This window comes from Streptomyces tubbatahanensis, assembly GCF_022699385.1.
Taxonomy (GTDB): domain Bacteria; phylum Actinomycetota; class Actinomycetes; order Streptomycetales; family Streptomycetaceae; genus Streptomyces; species Streptomyces diacarni.
Genome location: NZ_CP093846.1, coordinates 6589899 through 6616218, shown reverse-complemented (window position 1 = coordinate 6616218; position 26320 = coordinate 6589899). Strand labels below are relative to the sequence as shown.

21 protein-coding genes are annotated in these 26320 nt (G+C 71.7%); 14 read left to right on the top strand and 7 right to left on the bottom strand.

What is annotated here, in order from left to right; translation table 11 throughout:
- Window positions 1-94 precede the first annotated feature (94 nt).
- A complete protein-coding gene (locus tag MMF93_RS28325) occupies window positions 95-1186 on the top strand; it encodes a hypothetical protein (protein ID WP_242755913.1) in 1092 nt (363 codons plus the stop codon).
- Window positions 1183-2424: a S8 family peptidase gene (locus MMF93_RS28320; RefSeq protein ID WP_242755911.1), complete on the top strand. Its 1242-nt coding sequence runs from the start codon at window positions 1183-1185 to the stop codon at window positions 2422-2424. Before MMF93_RS28325 ends, MMF93_RS28320 begins: the two co-directional genes overlap by 4 nt.
- A gap of 64 nt (window positions 2425-2488) precedes the next feature.
- Here MMF93_RS28320 and MMF93_RS28315 read toward each other — a convergent pair whose 3' ends face one another.
- Both MMF93_RS28315 and MMF93_RS28310 read right to left on the bottom strand, forming a co-directional pair.
- Complete coding sequence (locus MMF93_RS28315; protein ID WP_341483309.1) at window positions 2489-3958, bottom strand: CapA family protein; 1470 nt, start codon at window positions 3956-3958, stop codon at window positions 2489-2491.
- 152 nt (window positions 3959-4110) lie between these two features.
- Entirely contained in the window at window positions 4111-5190 is a 1080-nt protein-coding gene (locus MMF93_RS28310) for a polyprenyl synthetase family protein (RefSeq protein ID WP_242755909.1), read from the bottom strand.
- Window positions 5191-5528: 338 nt separating this feature from the next.
- On the opposite strand from MMF93_RS28310, the gene ku reads away from it, so the two are divergent.
- The 4 genes from ku to nrfD all read left to right on the top strand — a co-directional run bounded on the left by ku (window position 5529) and on the right by nrfD (window position 12274).
- Window positions 5529-6704 (top strand): non-homologous end joining protein Ku, encoded by a 1176-nt coding sequence (ku, locus tag MMF93_RS28305; protein ID WP_242755907.1) that lies wholly within the window; start codon window positions 5529-5531, stop codon window positions 6702-6704.
- Window positions 6705-6753: 49 nt separating this feature from the next.
- A complete protein-coding gene (fdh, locus tag MMF93_RS28300) occupies window positions 6754-10020 on the top strand; it encodes a formate dehydrogenase (RefSeq protein WP_242755905.1) in 3267 nt (1088 codons plus the stop codon).
- Between the two features lie 269 nt (window positions 10021-10289).
- On the top strand, window positions 10290-11270 hold the full coding sequence (locus tag MMF93_RS28295; protein ID WP_242755904.1) for a 4Fe-4S dicluster domain-containing protein: 981 nt from the start codon (window positions 10290-10292) through the stop codon (window positions 11268-11270).
- Complete coding sequence (nrfD, locus tag MMF93_RS28290; RefSeq protein WP_242755903.1) at window positions 11267-12274, top strand: NrfD/PsrC family molybdoenzyme membrane anchor subunit; 1008 nt, start codon at window positions 11267-11269, stop codon at window positions 12272-12274. Before MMF93_RS28295 ends, nrfD begins: the two co-directional genes overlap by 4 nt.
- A gap of 560 nt (window positions 12275-12834) precedes the next feature.
- On the opposite strand, the gene MMF93_RS28285 is transcribed toward nrfD, so the two are convergent.
- The 5 genes from MMF93_RS28285 to MMF93_RS28265 all read right to left on the bottom strand — a co-directional run bounded on the left by MMF93_RS28285 (window position 12835) and on the right by MMF93_RS28265 (window position 15858).
- Window positions 12835-13350, bottom strand: a complete 516-nt coding sequence (locus MMF93_RS28285; RefSeq protein WP_242755902.1) for a VOC family protein — start codon at window positions 13348-13350, stop codon at window positions 12835-12837.
- A 115-nt stretch (window positions 13351-13465) separates the two neighbouring features.
- Window positions 13466-13894: an ATP-binding protein gene (locus tag MMF93_RS28280; protein ID WP_242755901.1), complete on the bottom strand. Its 429-nt coding sequence runs from the start codon at window positions 13892-13894 to the stop codon at window positions 13466-13468.
- A 209-nt stretch (window positions 13895-14103) separates the two neighbouring features.
- Window positions 14104-14439, bottom strand: coding sequence for an Asp23/Gls24 family envelope stress response protein (locus MMF93_RS28275; protein ID WP_242755900.1), 336 nt, complete (start codon window positions 14437-14439; stop codon window positions 14104-14106).
- Window positions 14429-15139, bottom strand: coding sequence for an Asp23/Gls24 family envelope stress response protein (locus MMF93_RS28270; protein WP_242755899.1), 711 nt, complete (start codon window positions 15137-15139; stop codon window positions 14429-14431). The genes MMF93_RS28275 and MMF93_RS28270 overlap by 11 nt, the downstream gene beginning before the upstream one ends.
- A 134-nt stretch (window positions 15140-15273) precedes the next feature.
- On the bottom strand, window positions 15274-15858 hold the full coding sequence (locus MMF93_RS28265) for an RNA polymerase sigma factor (protein WP_242755898.1): 585 nt from the start codon (window positions 15856-15858) through the stop codon (window positions 15274-15276).
- A gap of 172 nt (window positions 15859-16030) precedes the next feature.
- On the opposite strand from MMF93_RS28265, the gene MMF93_RS28260 reads away from it, so the two are divergent.
- From MMF93_RS28260 to MMF93_RS28225, 8 genes are all read left to right on the top strand, one after another.
- Window positions 16031-16525, top strand: coding sequence for an Asp23/Gls24 family envelope stress response protein (locus MMF93_RS28260; protein ID WP_242755897.1), 495 nt, complete (start codon window positions 16031-16033; stop codon window positions 16523-16525).
- 124 nt (window positions 16526-16649) lie between these two features.
- Window positions 16650-16835: a complement resistance protein TraT gene (locus tag MMF93_RS28255; protein WP_242755895.1), complete on the top strand. Its 186-nt coding sequence runs from the start codon at window positions 16650-16652 to the stop codon at window positions 16833-16835.
- Window positions 16832-17983: a DUF6286 domain-containing Asp23/Gls24 family envelope stress response protein gene (locus MMF93_RS28250; RefSeq protein ID WP_242755893.1), complete on the top strand. Its 1152-nt coding sequence runs from the start codon at window positions 16832-16834 to the stop codon at window positions 17981-17983. The genes MMF93_RS28255 and MMF93_RS28250 overlap by 4 nt, the downstream gene beginning before the upstream one ends.
- On the top strand, window positions 17967-18563 hold the full coding sequence (locus MMF93_RS28245) for a hypothetical protein (protein WP_242755891.1): 597 nt from the start codon (window positions 17967-17969) through the stop codon (window positions 18561-18563). The genes MMF93_RS28250 and MMF93_RS28245 overlap by 17 nt, the downstream gene beginning before the upstream one ends.
- Window positions 18564-18714: 151 nt before the next feature.
- The gene (locus tag MMF93_RS28240; protein ID WP_242755889.1) at window positions 18715-19791 is read left to right on the top strand and encodes a YihY/virulence factor BrkB family protein; all 1077 of its coding nucleotides are present in this window, start codon (window positions 18715-18717) and stop codon (window positions 19789-19791) included.
- A gap of 220 nt (window positions 19792-20011) precedes the next feature.
- Entirely contained in the window at window positions 20012-20533 is a 522-nt protein-coding gene (locus MMF93_RS28235) for an STAS domain-containing protein (protein ID WP_242755887.1), read from the top strand.
- A 422-nt stretch (window positions 20534-20955) separates the two neighbouring features.
- Entirely contained in the window at window positions 20956-22272 is a 1317-nt protein-coding gene (locus MMF93_RS28230) for a PP2C family protein-serine/threonine phosphatase (protein WP_242755885.1), read from the top strand.
- A gap of 197 nt (window positions 22273-22469) precedes the next feature.
- Complete coding sequence (locus tag MMF93_RS28225) at window positions 22470-26306, top strand: nitrate reductase subunit alpha (RefSeq protein WP_242755883.1); 3837 nt, start codon at window positions 22470-22472, stop codon at window positions 26304-26306.
- Window positions 26307-26320 lie beyond the last annotated feature (14 nt).

Below are 26320 nucleotides of genomic sequence, written 5' to 3'. Positions count from 1 at the left end.
CCTACGCACCGGCGGGGGAACGGTCGTTCTCCATGGGTTCGCGTCCTCCCGCTGCCCGCGCACGCGCTTGCGCCGCACACCGAGGAGGGGAGCCATGTCCTACCCGAGCCCGCCCGGCAACCCCGGGTCGTACGGGCACCGACCGCCCGTCCCGCCACCGCCCGGCGCGCCCCCGCCGATGCCGCCAGGTCCCCCACCGGGAGCCCCGGGAGCCGGCGTACCGGGGCCCGGCGGGCCGGGAGCGGGCGCGGCGGGGCCGGGCTTTCCCGGGCAGGGCGCCCCCGGCCAGGGCTTTCCCGGGCAGGGCGCCCCCGGCCAGGGCTTTCCCGGGCAGGGCGCCCCCGGGCAGGGCTTTCCCGGGTACGGGGGGCCGGGCCCCGGGGCGCCGGGTGCGGGCATACCGCCGGGGCCGGGGCCGAAGAAGAGCACCGGACGCACCTGCCTGACCGTCTTCCTCGGCGTCGTCGGCGGTCTCGCCCTCCTCGCGGGCGGCGGGCTGACCGCCCACACCTACTCCAACGCGAGCCAGAACGTCTCCAACCGCACCGCGTACGGCCCCGCCCTGTGGCGTAACGAACCGGTCGACAAGATCTTCCCCAAGACCCTCGGCCCGAAGGCCGACGCGCAGTCCGATCCCGCCGACCCGAAGCTGGCCGAGTGGCACCGCCTCGGCATCGCCCAGGAGACCGGCTGCGGGGACGCGTTGACGGGCGACCTGGCGGCGGAGGCCGACAAGCGGGGCTGCGAGGCCGCGTTGCGCGCCACCTACGTCGATCCGACGGGCAACCTCGTGGCGACCGTCGCCGTCCTCGTCCTGCCCAAGGTCGACGACCCGGAGAAGGGGATGGAGGGCTTCTTCAGCGAGCAGCGGGACAAGGACGTGCCCAGCCAGGGCGTCAAGGCGTTCGCCGTGCCCGACACGCTCGCCGAGGACTGGAAGGACAGCCGGCGCAACGGCACGGACGGCATGCAAACCACCGACACGCTCTACATGCCCTACGCCATCGCCGCCTCGGCCGGTTCGGTCGACGGGCGGAAGGCGGGGCACCTGCCGGGCGAGTGGGGCAGGCACAAGTTCGACGCCAAGTCGGACCGGCTGCCGTGGCGGGAGGCGGCCAAGACGCTCGCCTCGGACCTGGACCAGCACCTGGAGAACCTGCTGCTCGAGGAGACGAAGCCCTCATGACACACACGAAGGTCCGAAGGGCCGGCCTGCGCGTCGGCACGTCCTTCGCCGCAGCGGGCATCAGCGCGCTGCTGTGCGTCGGCTCGGCGACCCCGGCTCAGGCGAAGACGCCCGCGAGTTGGGAGTCGGAGGCGCTGGGCCTGTCCTCGGCGCAGAAGACGACCCGGGGCAAGGGCGTGCGGGTCGCGGTGCTCGACAGCGGCGTCGTCAAGGACCATCCTGCCGTCGCCGGGAAGGTGACCACGGGCCCCGACTACGTCAAGGACGGCCTCCACTCCGGTGATCCGCAGTGGGGCGAGCACGGTACGGCGATGGCTTCCGACGTGCTGAAGGTCGCCCCCGAATCGAGCATCCTGTCGGTGCGGGTCATCGACGACAAGAAGGACAACGACGGGGACCTGACGAGCGGGCCGAGTCCGGTGGCCCAGGGCATCACCTACGCGGTCGACCACGGCGCCGACGTGATCTCGATGTCGCTGGGCGGCGAGACCTTCGGCTCCAGCTTCGACGAGCAGGAGACCAAGGCACTCGCACACGCGGCCCACAAGGGCGTGCCCGTGATCGCCTCGGCCGGCAACGAGGGCGACATGTTCAACGACTCGTCCTACCCGGCGGGCTACCCCAGCGTGATCGCCGTGGCCGCCGTCGAGAAGGGCGGCAGCCGCGCCGAGTTCTCGACCGTCAGGACGTACAACACGATCGCCGCTCCCGGCGTCGGCATCGTCAGCGCCAAGAACACCGGCGGTTACGCGCCCGTCAACGGCACCTCGCCCGCGGCGGCGCTCACCTCGGGGGTTGTGGCCCTGATGCTGGGCAAGGACGCCGAGCTCAAGCCGTCCCAGGTGCGCGCCATCCTCACCAGCACGGCGGCGCACCCGCCGGGCGGGTACAACCCGCTGGTCGGCCATGGAGTGGTCAACGCGGCGGCGGCCGTACGGGCCGTATCGGACCCGCCGGCCGACGGCGCCGCTCCCGCCGGGTACCAGGGCAAGACGTTCCTCACCCCGCCGAACGGTGTGGAACCGACCCAGCACCCGCCGCTGGACACCACCGAGTTGACGATCGGCCTCGTCGGGGGCGGCGTCGGTCTGCTGATGGTCGTGGGGGCGGTCCTCCTCGGCCGCGCCGGACGCCGCCGCGCCGCGACCGTCGCGGGGTCCGCAGGGCCCGTCGCGGTCCCGCATCTGCCCACGCCGACGGGGGGTCCGGCAGGCCCGGGACACTCCGGCCCGGCGTAGGCCCGGGGTGGGCCCGGCGTAGGCCCGGAGTGGGCCCGGCGTAGGCCCGGAGTGGCCCGGCCCGTTACGACACCATGCGCAGGCCGTCCTTCTTGGCGCCCCGGCTGAAGACGGCCTCGCGGATGGTGTCGTAGGCCTTGTCCTGCGCGGGGTCACCGGCCGACCTGCTGCTGCCGGACGCGAGGTTGACGAGCGTGTACCGGGGCGAGGACCGCATCAGGAAGGGGGTGAAGGAGGCCTTGTCGACCGTCCAGGCGCCCTTGTGCCCCCGGTCTGAGGTGCGGCCGGGCGGGACGAAGTGGAAGCGCGCCGCGGTGCCCATGGACCCGCGGGGATCGTTCATCTTGCCCGCGATCTGGTCGCCCATGCCGTAGACGACCCAGGTGCCGTTGACCTTCTCGTACGCCTGCGGCACGTGTGCGTGGGTGCCGAGGATCAGGTCGATGTCCCGGCGGCCGTGGGAGCGGGAGGCGGTCAGTGTCTCGGCCATGGACCGCTGGAGCTGGTCGGGCTCCTGCTGCCACTCGGTACCCCAGTGCATGCTGACGACGACCACGTCGGCGCCCGCCCGCCGCGCGGCGCGGGCGTCCCGGATGATGCGTGCGGGCTCGATCAGGTTGACGAGCCAGGGCTTACTCTGGGGCACGGAGATGCCGTTGGTGCCGTAGGTGTACGCGAGCTGGGCGACCTTGGCGCCACCGGCCCGCAGCTCGGCGGGCCGCCCGCGTTCGCGGGCCGAGCGGGCGGAGCCCACGTGCTGGAGCCCGGCTGAGTCCATGGCCTTCAGGGTGCGGTGCACGCCGTCACTGCTGTCGTCCAGCGTATGGTTGGAGCCGGTCGAACACGAGTCGTAGCCCACGTTCTTGACGGAGCGCGCCAGCTGCGGCGGGGTCTTGAAGAGCGGGTACCCGGAGAACGGACCGCCGTCGGGCCCGTAGACGGTCTCCATGTGGCAGATCGCCAGGTCGGCTTTCCTCACCATCGGTTTCGCCGCGTCGATCATGCGGCCGAAGTCGTAGCCCGAGCCGCCCGCATCAGCGCGCGCCTGCCGGATGATCGAGTCGTGCACGAGCAGGTCGCCGGTGGCCACCAGGGAGAAGCCGTGCGCGTCGCCCTGCCCCCGCTCGTGCCGGGCCTGCTGTCCGTCGCCGCGCTCCGCGCGCCCCCCGTCCCCCGCCGACCCGGCGCGCGCGCCGTCCTCGGCCGTTCCACATCCGGCGACGCCGCCGAGCAGCGCGGTGACGGCGGCAGCCGCGAGGAGTCCGCGTCCGCTGTTACGACCGCGAGTGGGGCGGACGCGCGGGGCGAGGTGGACACGCGGGGCGAGGTGGGCGCGGGCGATGAGGTCCGAGCGGAGGAAGAGGCGGAGCGGAGGGAAAAGGCGGAGCGGAGGAAAGGGGCGGGGCGGCCGGACGTGGTGGGTCGACGGGGCGTGGTGGGACGACGGGGTGAGGCGGGCGTCGCGCGGTGCGCGACGGCGGCCGAGGGGACGACCGAGGCCGCGACCGCGGCCGGTGGGAACGTCTGTGCGCATGAGTGCTCCTGCGGGGCGAACCAGTCATACAAGTGCGATAAACGCACTGGACGACGACTCGCCCTCGCTCCCCGGCAGCGACACAGCGCCTGTCCCCCGACCGGCCCACAGGGAGCACCCGGGCTCCGTAACGACGCTCCGGAGGCCGCCCCTCAGCCCCGGGCGACCGTGTGACGGAACAGCGCCCTGAGAGCGGTGTGGGTGGCGGGTGGCAGCGCGGCCTTGTCCAGCTGGGTGAGCGCTTCCGTCAGCTGCCAGGCCGATATCTCGTCGGCGGCGGCCCGCCCGCCCGCGTGGTCGATGAGAGCGGCCAGCTCGTCCGGGGGCGGTGGGCAGGCGGGGCCGCCGCCCAGCGACTGGGCGAGCGTCCGCGCCGCGGGGTTGCCCGCGCGCAGCGCCGCGATCAGCGGAAGGCTCGGGCCGCCCTCGCGCAGCCCGCTCATGACGGGCCGTCCGCTCAGCGCCGTCCCCGACCACAGGTCCTCGATGTCGCGGGCCACCTGCGCCGCGACACCCAGGTGGTGTCCCGCGCGCGTCAGCGCCTCGACCACGCGTTCGTCCGCCCCCGCCAGCAGCGCGCCACCGGCCAGCGCGCACTCCAGCAGCGAACTGCGGCGCGCTCCGGCCACCACGGCGTACTCCTCCACGCTGATGCCCTCGGGCGCGCGGCGCCGCAGCGCGAGTTCGGCCGACCGGCCGCTGACCAGCCGCGAGGTGGTGCGGGTCAGCAGCCGCAGCACGGCGGCCTCCGCCTCGGGGTCGGCGCCTGTGGGCAGCACACGGCGGGTGGCAGCACCCAGGAGCGCGTCCCCTGCCAGCACGGCCCAGCCGGTTCCGTAGACGGCCCACACGGCGGAGCGCCCGTGCCGCAGCGCCTCACCGTCCATCACGTCGTCGTGCAGGGCCGCCCAGTTGTGCACCAGTTCCACCGCCGCGGCCCCGGGCAGCGCGGCGTCCGTGGAGTGCGTGGCGGAGCCGTCCCTTCCGGTCTCGCTCGCGCCCGCCGCGCACAGCGTCAGGGCCGCGCGCAGCGGGGGCTCGGGGGCGACGCCGTAGGTGGGGCTGCCGTCCGGCTGACTCCAGCCGAAGTGGTAGCCGCAGACGCGGCGCAGTTCCGGCTGCAGCGCGCCGACCGCCTCCCGCAGCAGCGGCTCGATCCGCTCGTGTGCGGTGGACAGCAGGGACGGGGCGGCGGGCAGACCGTGCGTGTCGGAGAGTTCCTCAGTCGTCATACCGGAGCGCCTCCTGATCTCTCCATGCCGGACACCCGGGTCGCCGGGCGGATGCGAAGCGTGCGGGAATGGTGTGCTCTCAGTAATCGGCTTTCCCCACCGAGGGACCCTCGACTCCCGCGGCACCGATTCCGTACGAAGCACGCGGGGCGCAGGGGCGCGGCCCGACGGATCGGCGCGTAGGAAATGAGGGGTGTGAGGCGCCGGGGGCGTGAAACCCGGGCACACGAACGCACGGCCCGGGATGCGGCGGAGCGCACCGCGGGCGACAGTGGGAGCGCGCTCGCCCCGGGCCCCAGATCCCTTTGGCCCGGGGCCACTCAGGAGCAGGAGAAGCGATGGCACGCCCGGTCTGGAGCGGAGTGATCACCTTCGGGCTGGTCACGGTCCCGGTACGGATGTACGCCGCCACCGAGGACCACACCACCCACTTCCACCAGTTGCAGCGCGGCACCAACGACCGGGTGCGCAACAAGCGGGTGAACGAACGCACCGGAAAGAGCGTCGGCTTCGACGACATCGTCAAGGGCTACGAGATCGCCGACGGCGAGTACGTCACCGTCGAGCGGGAGGAGCTGGAGGAGATCGCCCCCGGCAAGTCCCAGGTCATCGACGTGAGCGGCTTCGTGGAAGCGGACGAGGTCGATCCGGTCTACTACGTGCGCTCCTACTACCTCGCGCCCGGCGACGAGAAGTACCGCAAGCCGTACGAACTGCTCCGTGCCGCTCTGGAGTCCTCCGAGAAGACGGGCATCGCCACCTTCGTGATGCACAGCAAGGAGTACCTGGTCGCTCTCCGCGCCGGCGAGAACGTCCTGGCGCTGCACACCCTGCACTGGGCGGACGAGGTCCGCGACCCCGAGGAGGAGCTGTCCGGGCTGCCAGGACGTCAGCGCTCGGACAGCAAGGAGCTGAAGACCGCGCGGCAGCTCATCGACAGCATGAGCACCACCTTCCACCCCGAGGACTACAGCGACAGCTACGAGGACCGGGTGCGTGCGCTGGTCGAGGCCAAGGCCGAGGGCGAGGAACTCACCCCCGAGGAGGGTCCTCCGGAGGCCACCAACGTGGTGGACCTCAGCGAGGCCCTCAACCGCAGCATCGAACGGGCCCGCTCCGGGAAGGGGGGCGGCGGAGGCCGGAAGACCGGAAGCGGCCGCAGGAAACCCGCCGCCGGGGACCGCACGCGTCCGGCGAAGAGGCGGGAGAGCAGGTCCCAGAGCGGGGCTGGCGCCTCGGTCTCGAAGGGCCGGACGGGCGCTTTTAAGGGCCGGAGTCGGCCTGGCGCCTCGCAGGGTGGGACAGGCACTTCACAGGGCCGGGGGACGGGATCCTCGAAGGGCCGGGCAGGCGCCTCGAAGAGCACTCCCCCGCTCCGTGATCTGAGCAAGGACGAGCTGTACCGGCGCGCAGGCGACCAGGGCGTGAAGGGCCGCTCGAAGATGACGCGCGAACAACTGCTCGAAGCACTCGAAGCGCATGCCGGCCGCGGCAGCTCCGGCAAGGCCGCCTGAGCCGTACATCCGAGCCCTGTATCAGGCCGACCCGCTGGGAGGACGTGGGATGGGCGTACGTACCTGGATCAAGGACTGGCCCGTGTACCGGCAGGCCATGGGCAGCGGCGATCCGACGGGCAGAGGCACGGCCGCCTCCTCCTCGTACACCCGTTCCCTGCGGCCGCGCACCCACTCCGCCGACCGTGTCGTCAAATCGATCTGTCCCTACTGCGCCGTCGGCTGCGGCCAGGACGTGTACGTCAAGGACGAACAGGTCGTCCAGATCGAGGGTGATCCCGACTCCCCCGTCAGCAGGGGCAGGCTCTGCCCCAAGGGCGCGGCCACACTCCAGCTGACCACGGGCGACGCCCGCCGCCACGAAGTGCTCTACCGGCGCCCCCACGGCACCGACTGGGAGCGGCTCGACCTGGAGACGGCCATGGACATGGTGGCCGACCGGGTCATCCGCACGCGCCGCCAGGGCTGGGAGGACGAACGCGACGGCGTCCGCGTCAACCGCACCATGGGGCTTGCGGCGCTGGGCGGCGCGGCGCTGGACAACGAGGAGAACTACCTCATCAAGAAGCTGCTCACGTCTCTCGGCGTGGTGCAGATCGAGAACCAGGCGCGGGTCTGCCACAGCTCCACCGTCGCCGGGCTCGGCACCTCGTTCGGGCGGGGCGGCGCCACCACCTTCCTCCAGGACCTCCAGCACGCCGACTGCATCGTCATCGAGGGCTCCAACTTCGCCGAGGCGCACCCGGTCGGCTTCCAGTGGGTGATGGAGGCCAAGGCGCGCGGCGCCACGATCATCCACGTCGACCCGCGCTTCACCCGGACGAGTGCGCTGGCCGATCTGCACGTGCCGATCCGGGCGGGCACCGACATCGCCTTCCTCGGCGGCATCATCAACTACGTGCTGTCCCACGAGGCGGACTTCCGCCCGTACGTGCTCGACTACACCAACGCCTCCACACTCGTCGGCGAGGAGTTCCGCGACACCGAGGACCTGGACGGCGTCTTCTCCGGACTCAACCAGGAGACCGGGCACTACGACACCGCCAGCTGGCAGTACGAGGGCGACGTCGTGCAGGCGGCCTCGGGGGAGCGCGACGCGCTCTACGAGGAGCGCACCAGCCAGGGCCGCTCGGTGGCCACCGCGGGCGGCTCCGAATCGCACGGCTCCGGCGGCGCCCCCGTCTCCGGGAACCGGACACACGACCGTACGCTGCAACACCCGCGCTGCGTCTACCAGATCCTCAAGCGCCACTACGCGCGCTACACGCCCGAGATGGTCGAAGAGACCTGCGGCATCCCGCCCGAGACGTTCCTGGGCGTGTGCCGCGCCCTGGTGGACAACTCAGGCCCCGACCGCACCTCCGCCTTCGCCTACGCCGTCGGCTGGACGCAGCACACCGTCGGCGCCCAGTACATCCGGGCCGCCTGCGTACTGCAACTCCTGCTCGGCAACATCGGCCGGCCCGGCGGCGGCATCCAGGCACTGCGCGGCCACGCCAGCATCCAGGGCTCCAGCGACATCCCCACCCTCTTCAACCTGCTGCCCGGCTACATCCCGATGCCCCACGCGCACAGGGCGGAGGACCTGGACACCTTCGTCGAGGCCATGCGCACCGACAAGGGCTACTGGGGCGACATGCGCAACTACGTCGTCAGCCTGCTCAAGGCCTACTGGGGCGAGGCCGCGACCGCCGAGAACGACTACTGCTTCGACCACCTGCCCAGGCTCACCGGCTCGCACAGCACCTACGACACCGTCCTCGAACAGCTCGCGGGACGGTGCAAGGGCTACTTCCTGATGGGCGAGAACCCGGCGGTCGGCTCCGCGAACGCGAAGATGCAGCGCATGGGCATGGCCAACCTCGAATGGCTGGTGGTGCGCGACTTCTCCCTCATCGAGTCGGCCACCTGGTGGAAGGACGGTCCCGAGACGGAGACCGGCGAGCTGAAGACCGAGGAGAACGCCACCGAGGTCTTCTTCTTCCCCGCCGCCTCGCACACCGAGAAGGCCGGCTCCTTCACCAACACCAACCGGATGCTCCAATGGCACTACCCGGCCAAGGAGCCGGACGGCGAAGCCCGCAGCGACCTGTGGTTCATGTACCACCTGGGCCGCCGCATCCGCGCGAAGCTACGCGGCTCCACCGACCCGATCGACCGGCCGGTACTCGACCTGACCTGGGACTACCCGGTCGACGGGCCGCTGGAGGAGCCCGTCGCCGACGCGGTGCTCGCCGAGATCAACGGCCGCCACGCCGACGGCAGTCCGCTGTCCCGCTACCAGGAACTGCGCGACGACGGCTCGACCTCCTGCGGCTGCTGGATCTACTGCGGCGTCTACAAGGACGGCGTCAACCAGGCCGCCCGCAAGAAGCCGCACACCCAGCAGGACTGGATCGCCGCCGAGTGGGCCTGGTCCTGGCCGTCCAACCGGCGCATCCTCTACAACCGCGCCTCCGCCGACCCCGAGGGCGCCCCCTGGAGCCCCAGCAAGGCCCTGGTGTGGTGGGACGCGGAGCGATCCACCTGGAGCGGCTACGACGTGCCGGACTTCGTCGCCGACCGCCCGCCCTCCCACCGGCCCGCCCCGGACGCCACCGGGCCCGACGCGCTCTCGGGCGTCGACCCGTTCATCATGCAGGGCGACGGAAAGGGCTGGCTCTACGCGCCGGCCGGTCTGATGGACGGCCCCCTGCCCACCCACTACGAGCCGCAGGACTCCCCCGTCCACAACCCGCTCCACCCCGACCAGCAGCGCAGCCCGGTCCGCGAGACCCACCCCCACCCGGCCAACGCCTACCACCCCAGCGGCCACGAGGCGGGCACCGGCGTCTTCCCCTACGTGGTGACGACCTACCGGCTGACCGAGCACTTCACCGCCGGCGGGATGAGCCGATGGTCGCCGTACCTGTCCGAACTCCAGCCCGAGTTCTTCTGCGAGGTCTCCCCCGAACTCGCCGCAGAGCGCGGCCTCGAACACACGGGGTGGGCCACCATCGTGACCGCCCGCGGCGCCGTGGAGGCGCGCGTCCTGGTCACCGAGCGGATGCGCCCCCTGCGGGTGGGCGGCCACACCGTGCACCAGATCGGACTGCCCTACCACTGGGGACGCAACGGCTACGCACGCGGCGACGCCGCCAACGAACTCACCTCCATCGCGCTGGACCCGAACGTCCACATCCAGGAAGTCAAGGCCCTCACCGCCGACATCAAGCCGGGCCGCCGCCCACGCGGCCCCGAACTGCTGACCCTCCTCGCGGACTACCGCGAACGAGCAGGCATCACCGAGCACACCGGGACGGAGGTACGGGGATGACGGACGGCGACGGCGGTCACGGCGGACGCGACGGCCACGGCGGTCGCGACGGCCACGGCGGGTCGGGGGCCGCTGGGGGCGGCGCGGGCGCCGCCGGGGGCAGCGGTCATGGCGGCCATGGCCGCCGCGGAGGCCACGCAGGCCACGGAGGCCACGACGGCCACGCAGGCCACGACGGCAGCGGGAGCGGCGCGAGCAGTGGGGGCGCGGGGGTGGCCGCAACCGGTAGCACAGGGGCGGCCGCCGCAGGCGGTACGGGGACGCGTGAGGTGACGGCCACCGTCGAGCGTGTCGGCTTCTTCACCGACACCTCCGTGTGCATCGGCTGCAAGGCGTGCGAGGTGGCCTGCAAGGAGTGGAACGCCATCCCGGAAGACGGCATGGAGCTGACCGGGATGAGCTACGACAACACCCAGGGGCTCGGCGCCTCCACCTGGCGGCACGTCGCCTTCATCGAACAGAGCAAGCCGGTCGTGCCCAAGGAGCACCAGGGCCGGCGCCGACACGACGACGAGCACCAGCACCAGGGTGCGCACCAGCACCAAGGGGACGGCTTTCGAAATCCCCAAGGCGAAGGGGCGGAGGACGACGCCGACGCCAACGCCGACGTCTTCGCCCTGGCCGCCCAGGGCTCCGGCTCCTCCGAACTGCGCTGGTTGATGTCCTCCGACGTGTGCAAGCACTGCACACACGCCGCCTGCCTCGACGTCTGCCCGACCGGCTCCCTCTTCCGCACCGAGTTCGGCACCGTGGTGGTGCAGGAGGACATCTGCAACGGCTGCGGCTACTGCGTACCCGCCTGCCCCTACGGCGTCATCGAACAGCGCCCCGACGACGGCCGCGCCTTCAAGTGCACCCTGTGCTACGACCGGCTCGGCGAAGGCCAGACGCCCGCCTGCGCCAAGGCGTGCCCCACCGAGTCGATCCAGTACGGCCCACTGGACGAACTGCGCGAGCGAGCAGCGGCCAGGGTCGAGGAACTGCACCGCGCGGGCGTCCCCGACGCCCGGCTCTACGGCCACGACCCGGACGACGGCGTGGGCGGCGACGGCGCGTTCTTCCTGCTGCTCGACGAACCCGAGGTCTACGGTCTACCACCCGATCCGGTGGTGACCACCCGCGACCTGCCCGCCATGTGGAAGCAGGCAGGCGCGGCCGCACTCACCCTGCTGGGCGGACTCGCCGCCGCCTTCGCGACAAGCGGCAAACCGAAGACCACGCGCGGCCCGTTCGCAAGGAGGCGGCTATGACGACGACGGCCCCGCTCAACGGCGGCAAGCGGCGCCGCAAGCGCCGAGGCGAGCAAACGGTCGTTCCCGACGCGGAGTTCACCTCCTACTACGGCAAGCCCATCCTCAACACCCCCGAGTGGAAGCCCCTCAACATCGGCGGCTACTTCTTCCTCGGCGGACTCGCCGGAGCCGGCTCGCTGCTGGCCGCCGGAGCCACGGCGACGCAGCGGCCCGTGATGGCGCGCTCCATGAAGATCACCTCCACGGTGGCCATCGCGGGCTCCGCCGCAGCGCTCATCCACGACCTCGGCAAACCCGCCAGGTTCGCCAACATGCTGCGCGTCCTCAAACCGACCTCCCCGATGAGCGTCGGCTCCTGGCTGCTCGCCGCCTACGGACCGCTGGCCGGCGGCGCCGCCGTCTCCGACATGACGGGCCTCCTGCCACGCGCCGGGCACACCGCCACCGCGGGTGCCGCGTTGCTCGGGCCCGCCGTCGCCACCTACACGGCCGTACTGGCGTCCGACACGGCGACGCCCGCCTGGCACGACGGCTACCGCGAACTGCCCTTCGTCTTCGCCGGCTCGGCCACCGCCGCCGCGGCCGGCACGGCGCTGCTGACCGCGCCCCTGCGGGAGAACCGGCCCGCGCGGCACGCCGCCCTCTTCGGCGCCGGGCTGGAGGCCGCCGCGACCCACCGGATGGAGTCCAGGCTGGGCATGGTCGCCGAGACGTACCGCGAGGGGCTCGCGGGACGGCTGATGCGCTCCGCCAAGGCGCTCACCGCGGCCGGCGCACTGGCCGGCGCCGCGACAGGCGGCCGCAACCGCGGCCTGGCAGCGCTGAGCGGGGCGGCCCTGCTGGCCGGATCGGTCTGCACCCGCCTGGGGGTCTTCCACGCGGGCCGCGCGGCACTGGCCGATCCGAAATACACCGTGGTACCGCAACGGGAACGGCTCCGGGCCCGCGAGGCCGCCCAGGCGACCGACCACGACCACGCACCACCCACCGAACCGACCTGACCCCGCTCACAACCGGCCGGGCCGCTGAGCCCGCCGCCCGACCCGGCCGACACCCGTCTGTCCGGCCGGTCGGCCGGTCGGCCGGCTGATCGGCTACGAGCTGGTCAGTTGCCTGGCCGACTGGCCGACCGTCGGCGCATCTGAACCACCGGAGAGCCACCCGCCTCGTACGGGCTGACGACCAGGGCGCGCGTGCCGTACTCCCCCGAGCGCCCGGCGAAGCCCTGCCCGCGCGCCGAGCGCCTGACTCCCCCTGGCGCCCGGCAAAGCCCTGCTCGGGCCGGGCCGGCCCATGGCCAGAGCCGCCTGCGCGAACCGGGCTCACGACCAGAAAAGCGATCCGCCCGAGCCGCGCTCACAACCAGGAGCCGCCCACCCGAGCCCCGGCACACAAGGGAGCATGCCGGGGGTCGACCTCAAGCGCGCTCTTCCGTCCTTGCTTCGTGCCGAGGGCCGGCAGGCTCCGGCCGGCCCCAACCGCCGGGGAGCGGCGACCGACGACCACGCCGCGAGAACGCGTGCGCCCCCACGAGCCCAGCTCTGCGTGCCGCATGAGAGCTCTACGGATGCCAGCGACGCAACTCGGTGGTGTCCTCGTAGGGCATGGGATCGGGATAGGTCAGCAGCTCCAGGGTGCTTCCCCAGGGGGTGCGGCAGTAGAGGAATCGGTTGCGGGGACCGGCCTCGGGGCCCGGCAGGGGATGAGGCTCGTCCAGCACGGTCCCGCCCGCCTCACGTACGGCCTCACAGGCAGCGGACAGATCCTCGACGTAGCACGCCAGGTGCTGCCAGCCCAGATCACTCGGAACCACCGCTTCCCGTCGGCGGGGACCGCGGAATGCGAACAGCTCCAGACCTGGACCGTGCGGCAGACGCAGCATCCGCATGGCCACCTGCTCGGTGCCCGGTGGTACCCCCAGGCGCCGCACGGTCTCCTCACCCCCCTTGGGCCCTTCCTCCCGCGGCAGCGTGTCATACAGCTTCTCGGCCCCGAGCGCCCGAACGAAGAATTCTGTCGCGGCCTCGATATCGGGAACGGTCACTCCGACATGGTCGATTCCCCGTACGACATGCATTTCCGTACCACCCTCACCCGCGTAGCCGTTTCACCGAGCCGCATCGGGCTTCGCGCGGACGTCGCCGTTGCCGTTGCCGCCGCCCGCAGGCGATTTCCGCGAGCTCTCGGCCTCCTCACATCGGAATACCCGCGTGAATGATCTTCCCATTGTTGCGACGCAGCCGAATGGTGATGTCGTGGGCCAGGTGGCGGATGATGGGCCAGCCGAATCCTCCGTTTTCCCCGCCCTCAAGGCTCCCTGGCGCCCGCTCCCGCGGAAGCGCGGAATTGGAATCCCCCACGTCGACTGTGAGGGTGTCGCGCGTGGCTCCCAGTTGGAAGTCCGTGACGCCGTTCCCGTACCGCAGTGCGTTGGTCACCAACTCGGACACCACCAGCAGGAACGTCTCCGTGGTCTCCTGCGAGGGCTGTGGCACGAGAGTGGTGAGGAATTCCCGAGTGAGCTGACGGGCCTCGAAACTACTGCTCACATAAGCGGTCTGTGCCATGGCCGCCGGAAGAGTTCGCTCCTCCTCGTCCTGAAGCGCTGTTGCCTGATCCATGTCTGTCTCCCGTCTTCGCGGTCGCTCACCGTGGAAACGGCCGGTCCCCGCGAATGTGGGGGTCTTTCCTCTCCCCGGCGCAGTAGTACGCAAAGCGTGCTACTGCGCCGCCCGCCGAGCGGTGCCCCGCTTGAACGCTCGAACGGATGCAGGGTCAGTTACCCGGCGCCTCCGTCTTCATGCATCGGTCCGCGCGAGCCTGAGAGAGGTCAGACCATTCCGGAGACCGTGACGGTGACACGCACCGGGGTTTCGCCGAAGGAATCCGCCACCGCGGACCGCACCGCGCGAGTGACGTCCAACGCCCGGTGACCGCGCTGCAGCACGATGTGCACCTCCGCCGTCCACGGCGTGCCCTGGCGCACCCGGACGCCCGCCGTCGGGTCGGCCCGGCGACGGTCCGGGCCCTTCTCCGCCCTGGCGAGAGCCGAGGCGGAGGCCCGCAGCCTGCCTGCCAGGCCAGGCTTCAGAAACGCGACGCCCGGCACCTGGAGAGCGGCTGCCGCCGCGGCTGCGACGCGCTCTTCCCGCTCGTCACCGGTCATCGAGGGTCACCTCCCAGCCACCGACCGGGGCCCGCCCCGCCCCAGTCCTCCCGTGTTCCGCCCGGCCCGGCACGCCTATCTCCTCATCGTCGTCCTCGTCGGCGTAGATGTCGGTGATCCGGATGTCGATGGCGGCGACATCCATCCCCAGTTCGTGGTCCACCGCCATGCGCACCCGCTCACGCACCCCGTCGGCCACCTCCCGCAGCGGAGCGAGATCGGAGACGGCCACCTCCAGCTCCACGTGGGCCGGGCGGCGCCGCTCCTCCGGCGGCCGGGCCGGGACGAACTGCTCGGGCGGCGGGCCGATGCGGCAGGAGCCCGCGTGCACCCCCTCCAGTGACTCGGCCGCGGCCCGCACCGTCTTCGCGGCGGCCGCCTCCATGATCCACAGATCTTCGGTCGTCTCCCCCAGCGGGAGAGGGCGGCCGGGGCGCAGCTCCAGCCGCACCACGTCCATGACCCGCGCGGTCAACGCCGTGGTGTCCCAGCCCCGCCCGTCTCCGTCATCCGGCTCCGAGGCCAGCACGTCCCGCACCGTGTCACCGAGCAGACCGAGCTCCGCACGCGCCGCGGAGCAGTGCGGGCACTCGCGCAGATGCGGATCACCCGCCCCCCGGTCCTCCGCTTCCCACACCTCCGAGAGCAGCCGGCCGCACGGCAAGCGCTCATCGACCCCCTCGTCCTCGATCTCCTCCATAGCGGCATCCTCTTCGCCCCTGGTGGGAACTTGTGCCGGACTGATCGCTCCTGCCGGAGCGGTTTGCGTCTGCTCCTGCGGGAGGAGCCCGTCCCGGAGTCCGTCTGCTCCGTGCGCCGGATAGGTCTCGTCGTTTATCGCCATGCGCCCATCGCCTCCGTCAGACAGCGCCGCGCGCGGAAAACCCGTCCCCGAACCGCCTCGGGACGGATACCGACCGTCTCCGCGATCTCCTCGTGGGACAGCCCGTCCATCTCCCTGAGCACCCAGCACACGCGTTGCTCGGGTGAGAGCCGCGCCAGGGCCTCGAACAGCGCCTTGGCGGCCGCCTGCGACTCCGCCGACCGCTCCGGGGAGACCAGGTGGTCGGGCGCGGCGGGCTCCGGAATGCTGTCCAGGCCGGTGAGGGGCCTACGACTGCGCAGCACGTTGAGACAGCGGTTGCTCACGATGCGGTATATCCACGTCTGGAAGCTGGCCTGTTGCCGGAACTCCGGCAGCTTCCGCCACGCGCTCACCAATGATTCCTGCACCGCATCCTCAGCCTCCGCTCGATTGCCGAGCAGCCGCGTCGCGAGCCGCAACAACGCGGGCGCGTAGCGGCGCACGAGGGCCTCGAAGGCCTCCTCATCACCCTGCCCCGCCCGCACGGCCAGCAGCGCGTCGCGCAACACGCCCTCCGCGTCCACTGGCGGCCTCGTCTTCTCATCCCCCGGCAACGGCGGCTCCTTTCACTCGCCTCTGCGGGTTGGACACGCCGGCTCCCGATCGCGTTACGCGGTCACGGCGGTGATTTTCAAAAATTTTCTTCCCCCAACTGCGTAACGGATCGGCGCCGGGTGTGTCGGAAGCAGTAGACACGCACGATCCCGACTCATCGAGGAGGCAACGATGACCACGCCGCAGAAGACCCTCAACCCGGCGGAGAGCAAGCTGAACCAGGCCAAGACGCCCGGCTCCACGACGGTGAGCGGTGGCGCCCCGGGTTCCTCGGAGCCGGCGCCTACCCGCGGCAAGACGTCGATCGCGGATGTGGTGGTCGTCAAGATCTCGGGGATGGCCGCGCGGGAGATCCCCGGCGTGTGGGACATGGGCGGTGGTCTGTCCCGCACCATCGGCGCAGTCCGCGACCGGGTGCCCGGCGGCCGCCCCAACGTGGGGCGCGGCGTCAAGGTGGAGGTCGGTGAGCGGCAGACCGCCATCGATCTCGACCTGGTGCTGGAGTACGGCGTCCCGATCATGGACGTCGCCCGCGACGTGCGGGAGAACGTGATCTCGGCGGTGGAGCGCATCACCGGCCTGGAGGTCGTCGAGGTCAACGTCGCCGTCAACGACATCCACCTGCCCGACGAGGAGGACACCGGCTCGGACACCCGCGTCGAGTGACCCGAAGGGTGCCCCGCCGGTCACGGCGGGCGCGTGGCCCGGTCTCACGGTCGGCGTAGCTCGGCCTGGAGGCCGTCGGCAGGACGTGTGGGGCGATGGACGGACGAGGTGAGGGGAGACAAGGGTGAACGGAGCGTTGATCGGCCTGGTGGTCGGTATGGCTTTGGCGTTCGCCGCGTGGTTCGGCGGCTTCGGGGCGTTCCTGCTGGTGGCCGCGCTGGGAGCGATCGGGTTCGCGGCCGGCCGGATGGTGGACGACGGCCTTGACTGGCGGGAGTTCCTGCGCGGCGCTGATCGGAGGCGCCGGTGATCGAGCCCGGCCGACGCGGCTCCACCACCGTCGCCGACCGCGCGGTGCGACGGATCGCCCAGCGGGCCGCCGCCGAAGCACTGCCTGAGGGCCAGGTCGAGGTCACGGACACGTCAGCCTCCGTTCAGGGGCAGCGCGCCCACGTCGCCGTCGACGTCACACTGCCTTACCCGACGGCGCTGGAGGAGACCGGCTCCCGGGTGCAGCAGCATCTGACGCAGCGGACCGCGCGGTTGACGGGGCTGACGGTGACCAAGGCCCGGGTCCGGGTGGGCAGCCTGGCGAGCCACCCGGCGGCCGACAGACTGACGCATCAGCCGGCCGACACGCCCGAGGCACCGTCCAGCGCTCCACGGCACCGGGCGGCGCGGCCTTGGTCGCAGCGGAGAGTGCCCATGGCACTGCTCATTCTGCTGGGACTGCTGGCGTGCGCCGTCCTGCTCGCCGACGTGGTGTCCGTGCACGCATCGGACCGCTCCCCGTCCCCTTGGCGCAAGGATCTTGTCGAGTGGCTCTCCGGTCACGGCCCGGGCGACGCGTCCGTCGCCGTTAGTGGCGCGGTGGCCGCCGTGGCCGGGCTGTGGCTGGCGTGGCTGGCTCTCACCCCCGGGCTGCGGCGGCTCCTGCCGGCCTCCCCTCCCGGGCAGGGGACACGGGTCACGCTGGAGCGCTCCTCCGTGGCGATTCTCGTGCGGGACGCGGTTTCCACGGTGGAAGGTGTCGCCCGCGTCGCGGTCCGGTGCGGGCGCCGCCGGGTCCGGGTCCGCGCGGCGGTGAGCTTCGGCGAGCGGGACGTTGCGCGGAAGGCGGTGCGGGGCGCGGCCGCTGAGGCCCTGGGCGGCTGTGGCCTGGCCCGCCCGCCACGGCTACGGGTCACCGTCCGGCCCGAGCCACACTGGCGCCCGCCCGGGGAGACCCCCACCCCGGACGGGCCATCCTCCGCACCAGGCGGCGGCTCCGCCCCAGTCTCCGCCGGTACAGGGCTTCCGGGCGAGGAGACCGCGCCGGGTGAAGGCCCCGGTGGGACGACCACGACGAGGCAGGACGTGGCGGGCGACTCCGCCACGGAAGCCGTCGGCCCGGACCGGAGCGCCGACGACGAGGGAGACGAAGGGACGGAGGAAACGAGGAATGAGCAGTCCACGTAAGGCCGCCAACAGGACACTGCTGCTCCTGACCGGCGTCGCGCTGCTTGCCGGTGGCGTGTGGCTGCTGAGTACGTCGTCCTGGGTTGCCGACCGGGTGGGCCACCACCTGCCCTCCTGGTGGCCCACTGCCGAACCGGGCTCGGTACTGCTGGATCGGCCGGGGCTGAACGAGCTGCGAGAGCGGGCATGGTGGACGCCTGTGGTCGTCGCCGGCACGGCATTGCTGCTCGTGGTGCTCTTGTTGGGGCTCCTTGCCCAGACCAGACGAGGCGGATTGCGAGTGCTTCCGCTTTCCCACCCGGAGGTCACAGTGCGCACGCATGCGCTGGCGGATGCGCTGACGCGTGAGGTGCGCGCCTTGCCTTCGGTAGCGGGCGCCCATGTACGGGTGCGCGCGAGGGCGCGGGAGCTGCGAGCGCACATCCATCTCCGGCTGGAGCCCGGTGCCCGTCCCGAGACGGTACTCAGACAGTTGTTCGACGAACCGCTCGCTCAGGCTCGTTCCACGGCAGCGCCCCGCCCCGTCAGAGCGGAGGTCCGGATAAGCGTACGCTCACACCGCTCGCAGCGCGCCGCCTAACGAGCTCAGCCACCCCGCACGGCCGGGCCTTCGGCGGCGGACCTCCGGCAGCGGACCTCCAGCAGCCCGCCTCCAGCGGCGGACCCGCACCGCCCCCCTACCCCCTACCCCCGCACCACCACAGCCCCGAGCGGCAGGCGAGAGAGGAAGCATGGCAAGACCCCAGGCACCCACCGGCGGATCCACGTCACCGCCGCACCGGGACTGGCGGACGGCACTGCGTCGCACGCCCGTCTCGATGTGGAACGACGACGTGTCGGACTGGGCAGCCGCGCTCACCTACTACGCGATCCTCGCGCTGCTCCCCGCACTGCTGGTGACGGTCTCGCTCATCGGGCTGGTCAGCCCGACCGCAACCGACGAGTTGATCGAGCACATCACGGCATGGGCGCCGGCACAGGCCGGCGAATCGCTGCACCAGGTGTTGCGCAACATGGCGGATGAGCGGTCGGCGGCGCTGACGGTGGTCATAGTGGGCGGGGTCAGCGCGATGTGGTCGGCGTCGAGCTACCTGGCGGTGTTCCGGCGAGCGCTGCACGCAATGCACGCGGTGGAGGATCAGCGGCCGGTGTTGCGCAAGGCGCACCGCATCGTACTGACGGCGTTCGCCGCGCTGGGACTGCTGGTGGCCAGCGCGCTGGTGCTCACTCTTTCGGGGCCCGTGGCGCAGACGATCGGCCGCTGGCTGGGAATGGGCGGCACGGGGGCCGTGGTGTGGGAGCTGTTCAAGTGGCCGGTGCTGTTGTGCCTGGTCACGCTGCTGGTCGTGGTGGTCTTCCGCACTGGCCCCGCGACTCCCCTGGCGCGACGTTACCGGCTCGCGGGCGGGGTCTTGGCAGCGTTGCTGTGGCTGGTGGCCTCGGCGGGGTTCACCCTCTACGCGTCGTTGAGCGCGTACAGCAGGCTGTACGGTTCACTGGCGGGGATCGTCGTTTTCCTGATCTGGCTGTGGTTGTCCAACTTGTCTCTGCTGGCCGGTGCACAGTTCATGGCGGAACTGACCGGCCCACACGGCAAGACGGGCGTGCGGGCGGCGCGCGGGGCTCCGCCCGACAGAGGCGACGGTCGGCGGGGAAGCAAGTCCGGCGGAGGTGGAGGCCCTCGGGAGAGCGACGCCGAGGAGAGTGACTCGGCCGACGCGCCGTCACATGCGGCCAGCGGGACGTACGATCTCCGTGGACGGGAACGACGGAAACGTACGCAAGAAGTGGTACCGAGCGAGCACTGAGAGCGACGGGCGGGGATAGTCCCCTCCCTCACCGACAGTCTCGCGTGTGCGCGGCTGTGTGGGGGTGTCTGATGCGCGCTGGCTTGGCTGCCGGGTTTGTCGGGCTCCACTCCGGGGAGGCCTGTTCGAATGGTCGGGTTTGGGATACTCGGAGAGCGCGGGTCTGTGACCGGGCAGGCGCGCACAGAGCACCGGCACTCTGCCGGGGGACGGAGGCGGAGTGAGGTCGCGGGAGAACGACCGTCTGACCATCACCCCGCTCACCGTCAAGGACGAGTGCGCGGTACTACGGTTCAGCGGTGAACTGGACAGGGCATCGGAAGAGTTCTACCTGGACCGCATCGGGGCCGTGGTCACCTCGGGGTATCGCCATCTGGTGCTGGATGTGACCGCCCTGGTCTTCTGTGATTCGCGAGGGCTCAACTGCCTACTCGCCCTGCGCTGGCTGCTGCACAGAAGAGAGGGCAGTCTCCTGCTCGCCTGCGTGGGGCGACGGCTGGCCGCGGTGCTCGCCCTCACCGGCAGCACCGAGGTACTGCCGGTCTTCACCAGCGTCAGCGAAGCCCTGCGCACGCTGCCCGCGGATCAGCGACCGGAGTGGCCGCCCGTCGGCAGCGTCGACCCGGGCATTCCGCTGCACAGCCCTGAGCCACTGGAGACTTCGTGGCAGCAGGATGCGAACCCGCACCTTCCACTGGACCAGATGGGCCCGGACTCCAGGGGCCCGGACACCCGGGCCTGACCCCAGCGGCTTCGGCCCCGTTCCGTTCCCTCGGCGGAGCCGCCCTCGGCAGAGCCCCCGGCGGAGCCACCCGGCGGAGCCACGAGTCCGGCCACCCTCGACCGAGCTGTCCTCGATCGAGCTGTCCCCGATCGAGCGGCACCGACCCGAGTCACGCTCCTCGGGGCACACCCGTTACGCCCCCTCCCCTGTTGCACCTCATATCCCCCGCCCCCTCACCCCGCACGGTCCTCGCACAGGTGCCGCGGCACCACACGGGACCGCGGCACCACACGGAGGCCGCGGCATCTCACGGGCCGCGGCACCACACGGGGCCGCGGCATCGCACGGGTGTCGCGGTGTCGCAACGAGCGCCGGGCCGGGTCCGGGTGAGGATGGGGGCCGGACCTCGCAACCGGAGCGTCGCACGCTAGGAACGGGCCATGGAGCAGCTGGGGCAGCAGCACAAGGTGGTGGACCGGCTTCGGCCGACCGCGCTGCAGACGCAGAGCGGTGTTGAGCAGCAGCGGCCGAAGTCCCTTTCGACGCGCGTGTTCGCCGCGTGGCTGGCGGCCTTGACCCTGCTGGTGCTCGTCCTGAGTCTGGCGGCGGGGTCCGAGGTTCGGCTGATCGGGTTGTTGATCTTTCTGCCGGCGATCGCGGCGAGCCTGGGCACGGTGCGGCAGACGCAGGTGGCGTCCCTGTGGGCGCTGGCCGCGGTGGCCGCTTCCCTCGCACGGTCGCCGGGCTATCACTTGGACGACGGCATCACGTTGGCGTTGACGCTGGTCTTCGCGGGGCTCGCGGTCTATGGCAGTCGCTGGCGTATCGCGCGGGACACCGAGCTGCTGCGGCTGCGCTCGACGGCGGCCGTCGTCCAGCAGCACATCCTGCATCCGTTGCCTGAGCTGACGTCGCAGGTGCGGGTGGACGGGATCTTCGAGCCGGTGCAGGAGGACAAGCTCTTCGGTGGCGACATCTACGACGTGGCCGCCACCCGCTACGGCACCCGGGTGCTGATCGGTGACGTGCAGGGGAAGGGGCTGTCGGCGGTGGGGGTGGCGTTCGCCGTGCTGGGGGGTTTCCGTGAGGCGGCGCACCGGGAGCCGACACTGGCCGGGCTGGTGGACGCGTTGGAGATGTCCGTCGTCCGGCACAACGCCTATGCCCGCCACTCGGGTGAGCCGGAGCGGTTCGTGACGGCGCTGGTGGTGTGCGTGGACCCGGTGGACCAGGGGACGGCGCACGCCGTCAACTGCGGTCATCTGCCGCCCTTCCTGGTGCGGGATTCCTGCGCTCCCGTCCAGGTCGAGCTGGGTGACATTGGTGTGCCGTTGGGCCTGGCGTCGCTGGTCAGCGAGGGCCGTGTGGCGGATGGCTTCAGTTTTCCGCCGGACTCGACGCTGTTGCTGTACACGGACGGGCTGTCGGAGGCCAGGGACGGGGACGGGTTGTTCTATCCGCTGGCCGAGCGGCTCGCCGCCCTGGTGGAGGAGTCGGAGGCTGCCGGTTCGACGCCCCTCGAGGCCGAGGAGACCCAGAAGGAGAGCCAGAAGGAGACCCAAGAGGAGGCGCAGAGAGGGGGCGGGAAGGGCGAGGCCGCGGGGAGACCAGAGGGCTCCGCGCTGGGGCTGGCGCAGGCACTCAGGGAGGACGTACGGGCCTACACCCACCCGCATCAGCAGGACGACCTCGCCATTCTCACGCTGGAGCGCCTGTCGGTGTCTGCCGTGCAAGCGGCGGGGGACAACGGCGAGTGAATCCCTGGTGCATGTACGACGCAATTACTGCAAAGGACACGGAAAACTCCGTATAGCCTTCTCCAACTAACCCAAAAGCCGCGCGTTTTCCACAGGAACGCGGGAGAGGCTTCCGCCCGGAGCGGGGGAGTTCCGGATGGCGGAAGGGTGGCTGTCCGCGCGAGGTCGGCGCGACGCCCCCGGGAGGGTTGGTTTCGATGGGACGCCCGAAAGCGCGTCGGAAAGCGGAGCAGGCCGCGATGGCGGCGACGGACCGGCTGCTGAGAGCGGGGTCCTCCCTGCGGCGCACGGAGACGACCGCGGACCTGCGCGCCGCCTACCTCCCCGAGCAGCGGGTCAACGACAGTCCGTACCGGGAGCGCTGGGCGCACGACAAGGTCGTGCGCTCCACTCACGGGGTCAACTGCACGGGGTCATGTTCGTGGAAGGTGTACGTCAAGGACGGGCTGATCACCTGGGAGACCCAGCAGACCGACTACCCCTCGGTCGGGCCCGACCGGCCCGAGTACGAGCCGCGCGGCTGCCCGCGGGGAGCCTCGTTCTCCTGGTACACCTACTCCCCCACACGGGTGCGCTACCCGCATGCCCGCGGGGTGCTGGTCGAGATGTACCGGGAGGCCAGACAGCGGCTGGGTGACCCGGTCGCCGCCTGGGCCGAGATCACCGGTGACCCGGAACGCCGGCGGCGCTACCAGTCGGCGCGGGGCAAGGGCGGGCTGGTGCGGATCGGCTGGGACGAGGCGCTGGAGATCGCGGCGGCCGCGCACGTCCACACGATCGGCGCCTACGGTCCCGACCGGGTCGCGGGCTTCTCGCCGATTCCGGCGATGTCGATGGCCTCGCACGCGGTGGGTGCGCGTTTCATGTCGCTGATCGGCGCGCCGATGGTCTCGTTCTACGACTGGTACGCGGACCTGCCGATCGCCTCTCCGCAGGTCTTCGGGGACCAGACGGATGTTCCGGAGTCGGGTGACTGGTGGGACGCGGCGTATCTGATGCTGTGGGGCTCCAACGTCCCGGTGACCAGGACCCCGGACGCGCACTGGATGGCGGAGGCCCGCTACCGGGGCCAGAAGGTCGTGGTCGTCTCACCCGACTACGCGGACGCGACGAAGTTCGCCGACGAGTGGCTGCACCCGTATCCGGGCACCGACGGTGCGGTGGCGATGGCGATGGGGCACGTGGTGCTGACGGAGTTCTTCGTGCGCCGCCAGGTGCCGTACTTCACCGACTACGTCAAGCGCTTCACCGACCTGCCGTTCCTGGTGGAGATGGAGCAGCGGCCCGACGGCACCCATGTGCCGGGCAAGTTCGTGACCGCGGCCGACCTGGCGTCCGACGAGCAGCCGGCACATGGCGGCGAGCGGAAGACGCCGGGCGCGCACCCGTCGGGGGACGAGCCTCTCATGCCGGACGGGCACCTTCCGCGCGACGATCACACGCCGTCGGGCGAGCCCGCCGACCGGTGGCGGCCCGTCCTGCTGGACGCCCGGACGGACCAGCCGCTTGCCCCGGGCGGGACGCTGGGCGACAGGTGGTCCGCGCGGGGCGAGGGGCGCTGGAACCTGGACCTGGGCGGGGTGGAGCCGCGGCTCAGTCTCTACCGCGCCGGCGGATGCCGGACGGTGGAGACGCTGTTGCCGCGCTTCGAGAGCGAGCCGGGTGACGGCCCGGCTCAGCAGGGCGCCGTACCGCGCTCGGTGCCTGTGACGACCGTGGCGGGCCGCACCGTCACCACCGTCTTCGACCTGCTGCTGGCCCGCTACGGTGTGCACCGTCCCGGCCTGCCGGGACGGTGGCCGACGGACTACGAGGACGCGGAGCAGCCGTGCACCCCCGCCTGGCAGGAGCGGCTGACGTCCGTCCCCGCCGGGGCGGTGGTGCGCGCGGCACGGGAGTTCGCCACCACGGCGGAGAAGACCCGGGGCCGCTGCATGATCGTCATGGGGGCCGGGACGAACCACTGGTTCCACTCGGACACGATCTACCGCTCCTTCCTGGCGCTGCTGACGCTCACCGGGTGCCAGGGCGTCAACGGGGGCGGCTGGGCGCACTACGTGGGGCAGGAGAAGGTGCGCCCGTACACGGGGTGGCAGCAGCTGCAGTCGGCCGCCGACTGGGTGCGGCCGTCCCGGCAGGTGCCCGGCACGCCGTACTGGTTCCTGCACACCGACCAGTGGCGGTACGAGAGCTTCCGCGCGGACGCGCTGTCCGCTCCCTCGTCCCGCGGCGTGTTCGCCGGGCGGCACACCGTCGATCTGGTGGCGCAGTCCGCGCGGCTGGGATGGATGCCCTCGTACCCCACCTTCACGGCGAATCCGCTTCAGCTGGGGCGGCGGGTGCGGGAGAGCGGCGCGGAACCGGGGGCCTGGGTGGCCGCCGAACTGGCCGCGGGACGGCTGGGTTTCGCCTGCGAGGACCCGGACGCGCCCGCCAACTGGCCGCGGGTGCTGACCGTGTGGCGGGCCAATCTGATCGGCTCGTCGGCGAAGGGCAACGAGTACTTCCTGCGCCATCTGCTGGGCGCCTCGGACAACGCCCGCGCGAGCGAAGCGCCGCCGGGCGAGCGGCCACGCGAGGTGGCATGGCGCGCGGAGGCGCCGCGCGGGAAGCTCGATCTGCTGCTGGCGCTGGACTTCCGGATGACGTCGACCACGCTGCACGCCGACCTCGTGCTGCCGGCCGCCACCTGGTATGAAAAACACGACCTGTCCAGCACGGACATGCACCCGTACGTGCACGCCTTCTCACCCGCCATCAGTCCGCCCTGGCAGGCCCGCACGGACTTCGAGATCTTCCACGGGCTGGCCGCCCGCGTCGGCGAGCTGGCCGAAGGCCGTCTGGACACCGCCTACGACCTGGTCGCGACCGCGCTCCAGCACGACACCCCGGGCGAGGTCGCCCAGCCGGGCGGCACGGTGCCCGACTGGCGGGACGGCGATGAGCCGCCGGTCGCCGGGCGCAACCTGCCCGACTTCACGGTCGTCGAGCGCGACTACACCGCGATCGCCGACAAGCTGGGCACGCTCGGACCGCTGGCGGAGAGCCGGGGCATGACCGTACGGGGGGTCACCGTGCGCCCCGAGGCGGAGAGCCGCTGGCTGGCGGACCGGTGCGGCACCGCCCGGACGGGTGCGGGCGAGGGGCGGCCTTCCCTGGACACCGACGTCAAGCTGTGCGAGGCGATCCTGGCGCTGTCAGGGACGACCAACGGGCGGCTGGCCGCCGAGGGCTTGGTGGCGCTGGCCGAACGCTGCGGCCACCAGAGCGGGCTGGGCGAGCTGGCCGCGTCGGTGACCGAGCGGCGGGTGGTCTTCTCCGACACCCAGGCGCGGCCCGTGCAGGTCGGCACCAGCTTCGAGTGGTCGGGCAAGGAGGCCCCGGACCGCCGCTACTCCCCGTTCACGGTCAACACCGAGCACCGCAAGCCCTGGCACACCCTCACGGGGCGCCAGCACTTCTACCTGGACCACGACTGGGTGGCCGACCTGGGAGAGCAACTGCCCGTCTACCGGCCGCCGCTCGACCTGGCGGCGCTGGGCGAGCAGACGGACGCGGGGGGCCAGGGCGGGGCCCGCGCGGTGACCGTCCGGTATCTGACGCCGCACTCGAAGTGGTCGATCCACTCCGAGTACCAGGAGAACCTGTTGATGCAGACCCTGGCGCGCGGTGGTCCTGTCATCTGGATGGGCGTCGAGGACGCGGAGACGCTCGGGGTGGCCGACAACGACTGGGTGGAGGCCGTCAACGGCAACGGCGTGGTGAGCGCGCGGGCGGTCGTCTCGCACCGGATGCCGACCGGCACGGTGTTCATGTACCACGTGCAGGAACGCCTGGTGAACGTGCCCAAGTCGCAGTCCACAGGGCGCCGCGGCGGGGTCCACAACGCGCTGACCAGGTTGCTGATCAAACCGACCCATCTGATCGGCGGTTACGCCCAGCTCTCGTTCGCGCCCAACTACTACGGACCGACCGGCAACCAGCGCGACGCGGTCACCGTCATCCGCCGCCGCACCGAGCCCGTGGAGTACTGAATCGTCATGTCAGC

Bases quoted from the DNA above. Each gene is read 5' to 3' on its own strand.
- MMF93_RS28260 (WP_242755897.1), top strand. From the start codon at position 16,031: ATGACCACGCCGCAGAAGACCCTCAACCCGGCGGAGAGCAAGCTGAAC.
- MMF93_RS28275 (WP_242755900.1), bottom strand. From the start codon at position 14,439: ATGACCGGTGACGAGCGGGAAGAGCGCGTCGCAGCCGCGGCGGCAGCC.
- MMF93_RS28315 (WP_341483309.1), bottom strand. From the start codon at position 3,958: ATGCGCACAGACGTTCCCACCGGCCGCGGTCGCGGCCTCGGTCGTCCC.
- MMF93_RS28225 (WP_242755883.1), top strand. From the start codon at position 22,470: ATGGGACGCCCGAAAGCGCGTCGGAAAGCGGAGCAGGCCGCGATGGCG.
- MMF93_RS28240 (WP_242755889.1), top strand. From the start codon at position 18,715: ATGGCAAGACCCCAGGCACCCACCGGCGGATCCACGTCACCGCCGCAC.
- MMF93_RS28270 (WP_242755899.1), bottom strand. From the start codon at position 15,139: ATGGAGGAGATCGAGGACGAGGGGGTCGATGAGCGCTTGCCGTGCGGC.
- MMF93_RS28320 (WP_242755911.1), top strand. From the start codon at position 1,183: ATGACACACACGAAGGTCCGAAGGGCCGGCCTGCGCGTCGGCACGTCC.
- MMF93_RS28245 (WP_242755891.1), top strand. From the start codon at position 17,967: ATGAGCAGTCCACGTAAGGCCGCCAACAGGACACTGCTGCTCCTGACC.
- ku (WP_242755907.1), top strand. From the start codon at position 5,529: ATGGCACGCCCGGTCTGGAGCGGAGTGATCACCTTCGGGCTGGTCACG.
- MMF93_RS28325 (WP_242755913.1), top strand. From the start codon at position 95: ATGTCCTACCCGAGCCCGCCCGGCAACCCCGGGTCGTACGGGCACCGA.
- MMF93_RS28230 (WP_242755885.1), top strand. From the start codon at position 20,956: ATGGAGCAGCTGGGGCAGCAGCACAAGGTGGTGGACCGGCTTCGGCCG.
- nrfD (WP_242755903.1), top strand. From the start codon at position 11,267: ATGACGACGACGGCCCCGCTCAACGGCGGCAAGCGGCGCCGCAAGCGC.
- fdh (WP_242755905.1), top strand. From the start codon at position 6,754: ATGGGCGTACGTACCTGGATCAAGGACTGGCCCGTGTACCGGCAGGCC.
- MMF93_RS28280 (WP_242755901.1), bottom strand. From the start codon at position 13,894: ATGGATCAGGCAACAGCGCTTCAGGACGAGGAGGAGCGAACTCTTCCG.
- MMF93_RS28285 (WP_242755902.1), bottom strand. From the start codon at position 13,350: ATGCATGTCGTACGGGGAATCGACCATGTCGGAGTGACCGTTCCCGAT.
- MMF93_RS28310 (WP_242755909.1), bottom strand. From the start codon at position 5,190: ATGACGACTGAGGAACTCTCCGACACGCACGGTCTGCCCGCCGCCCCG.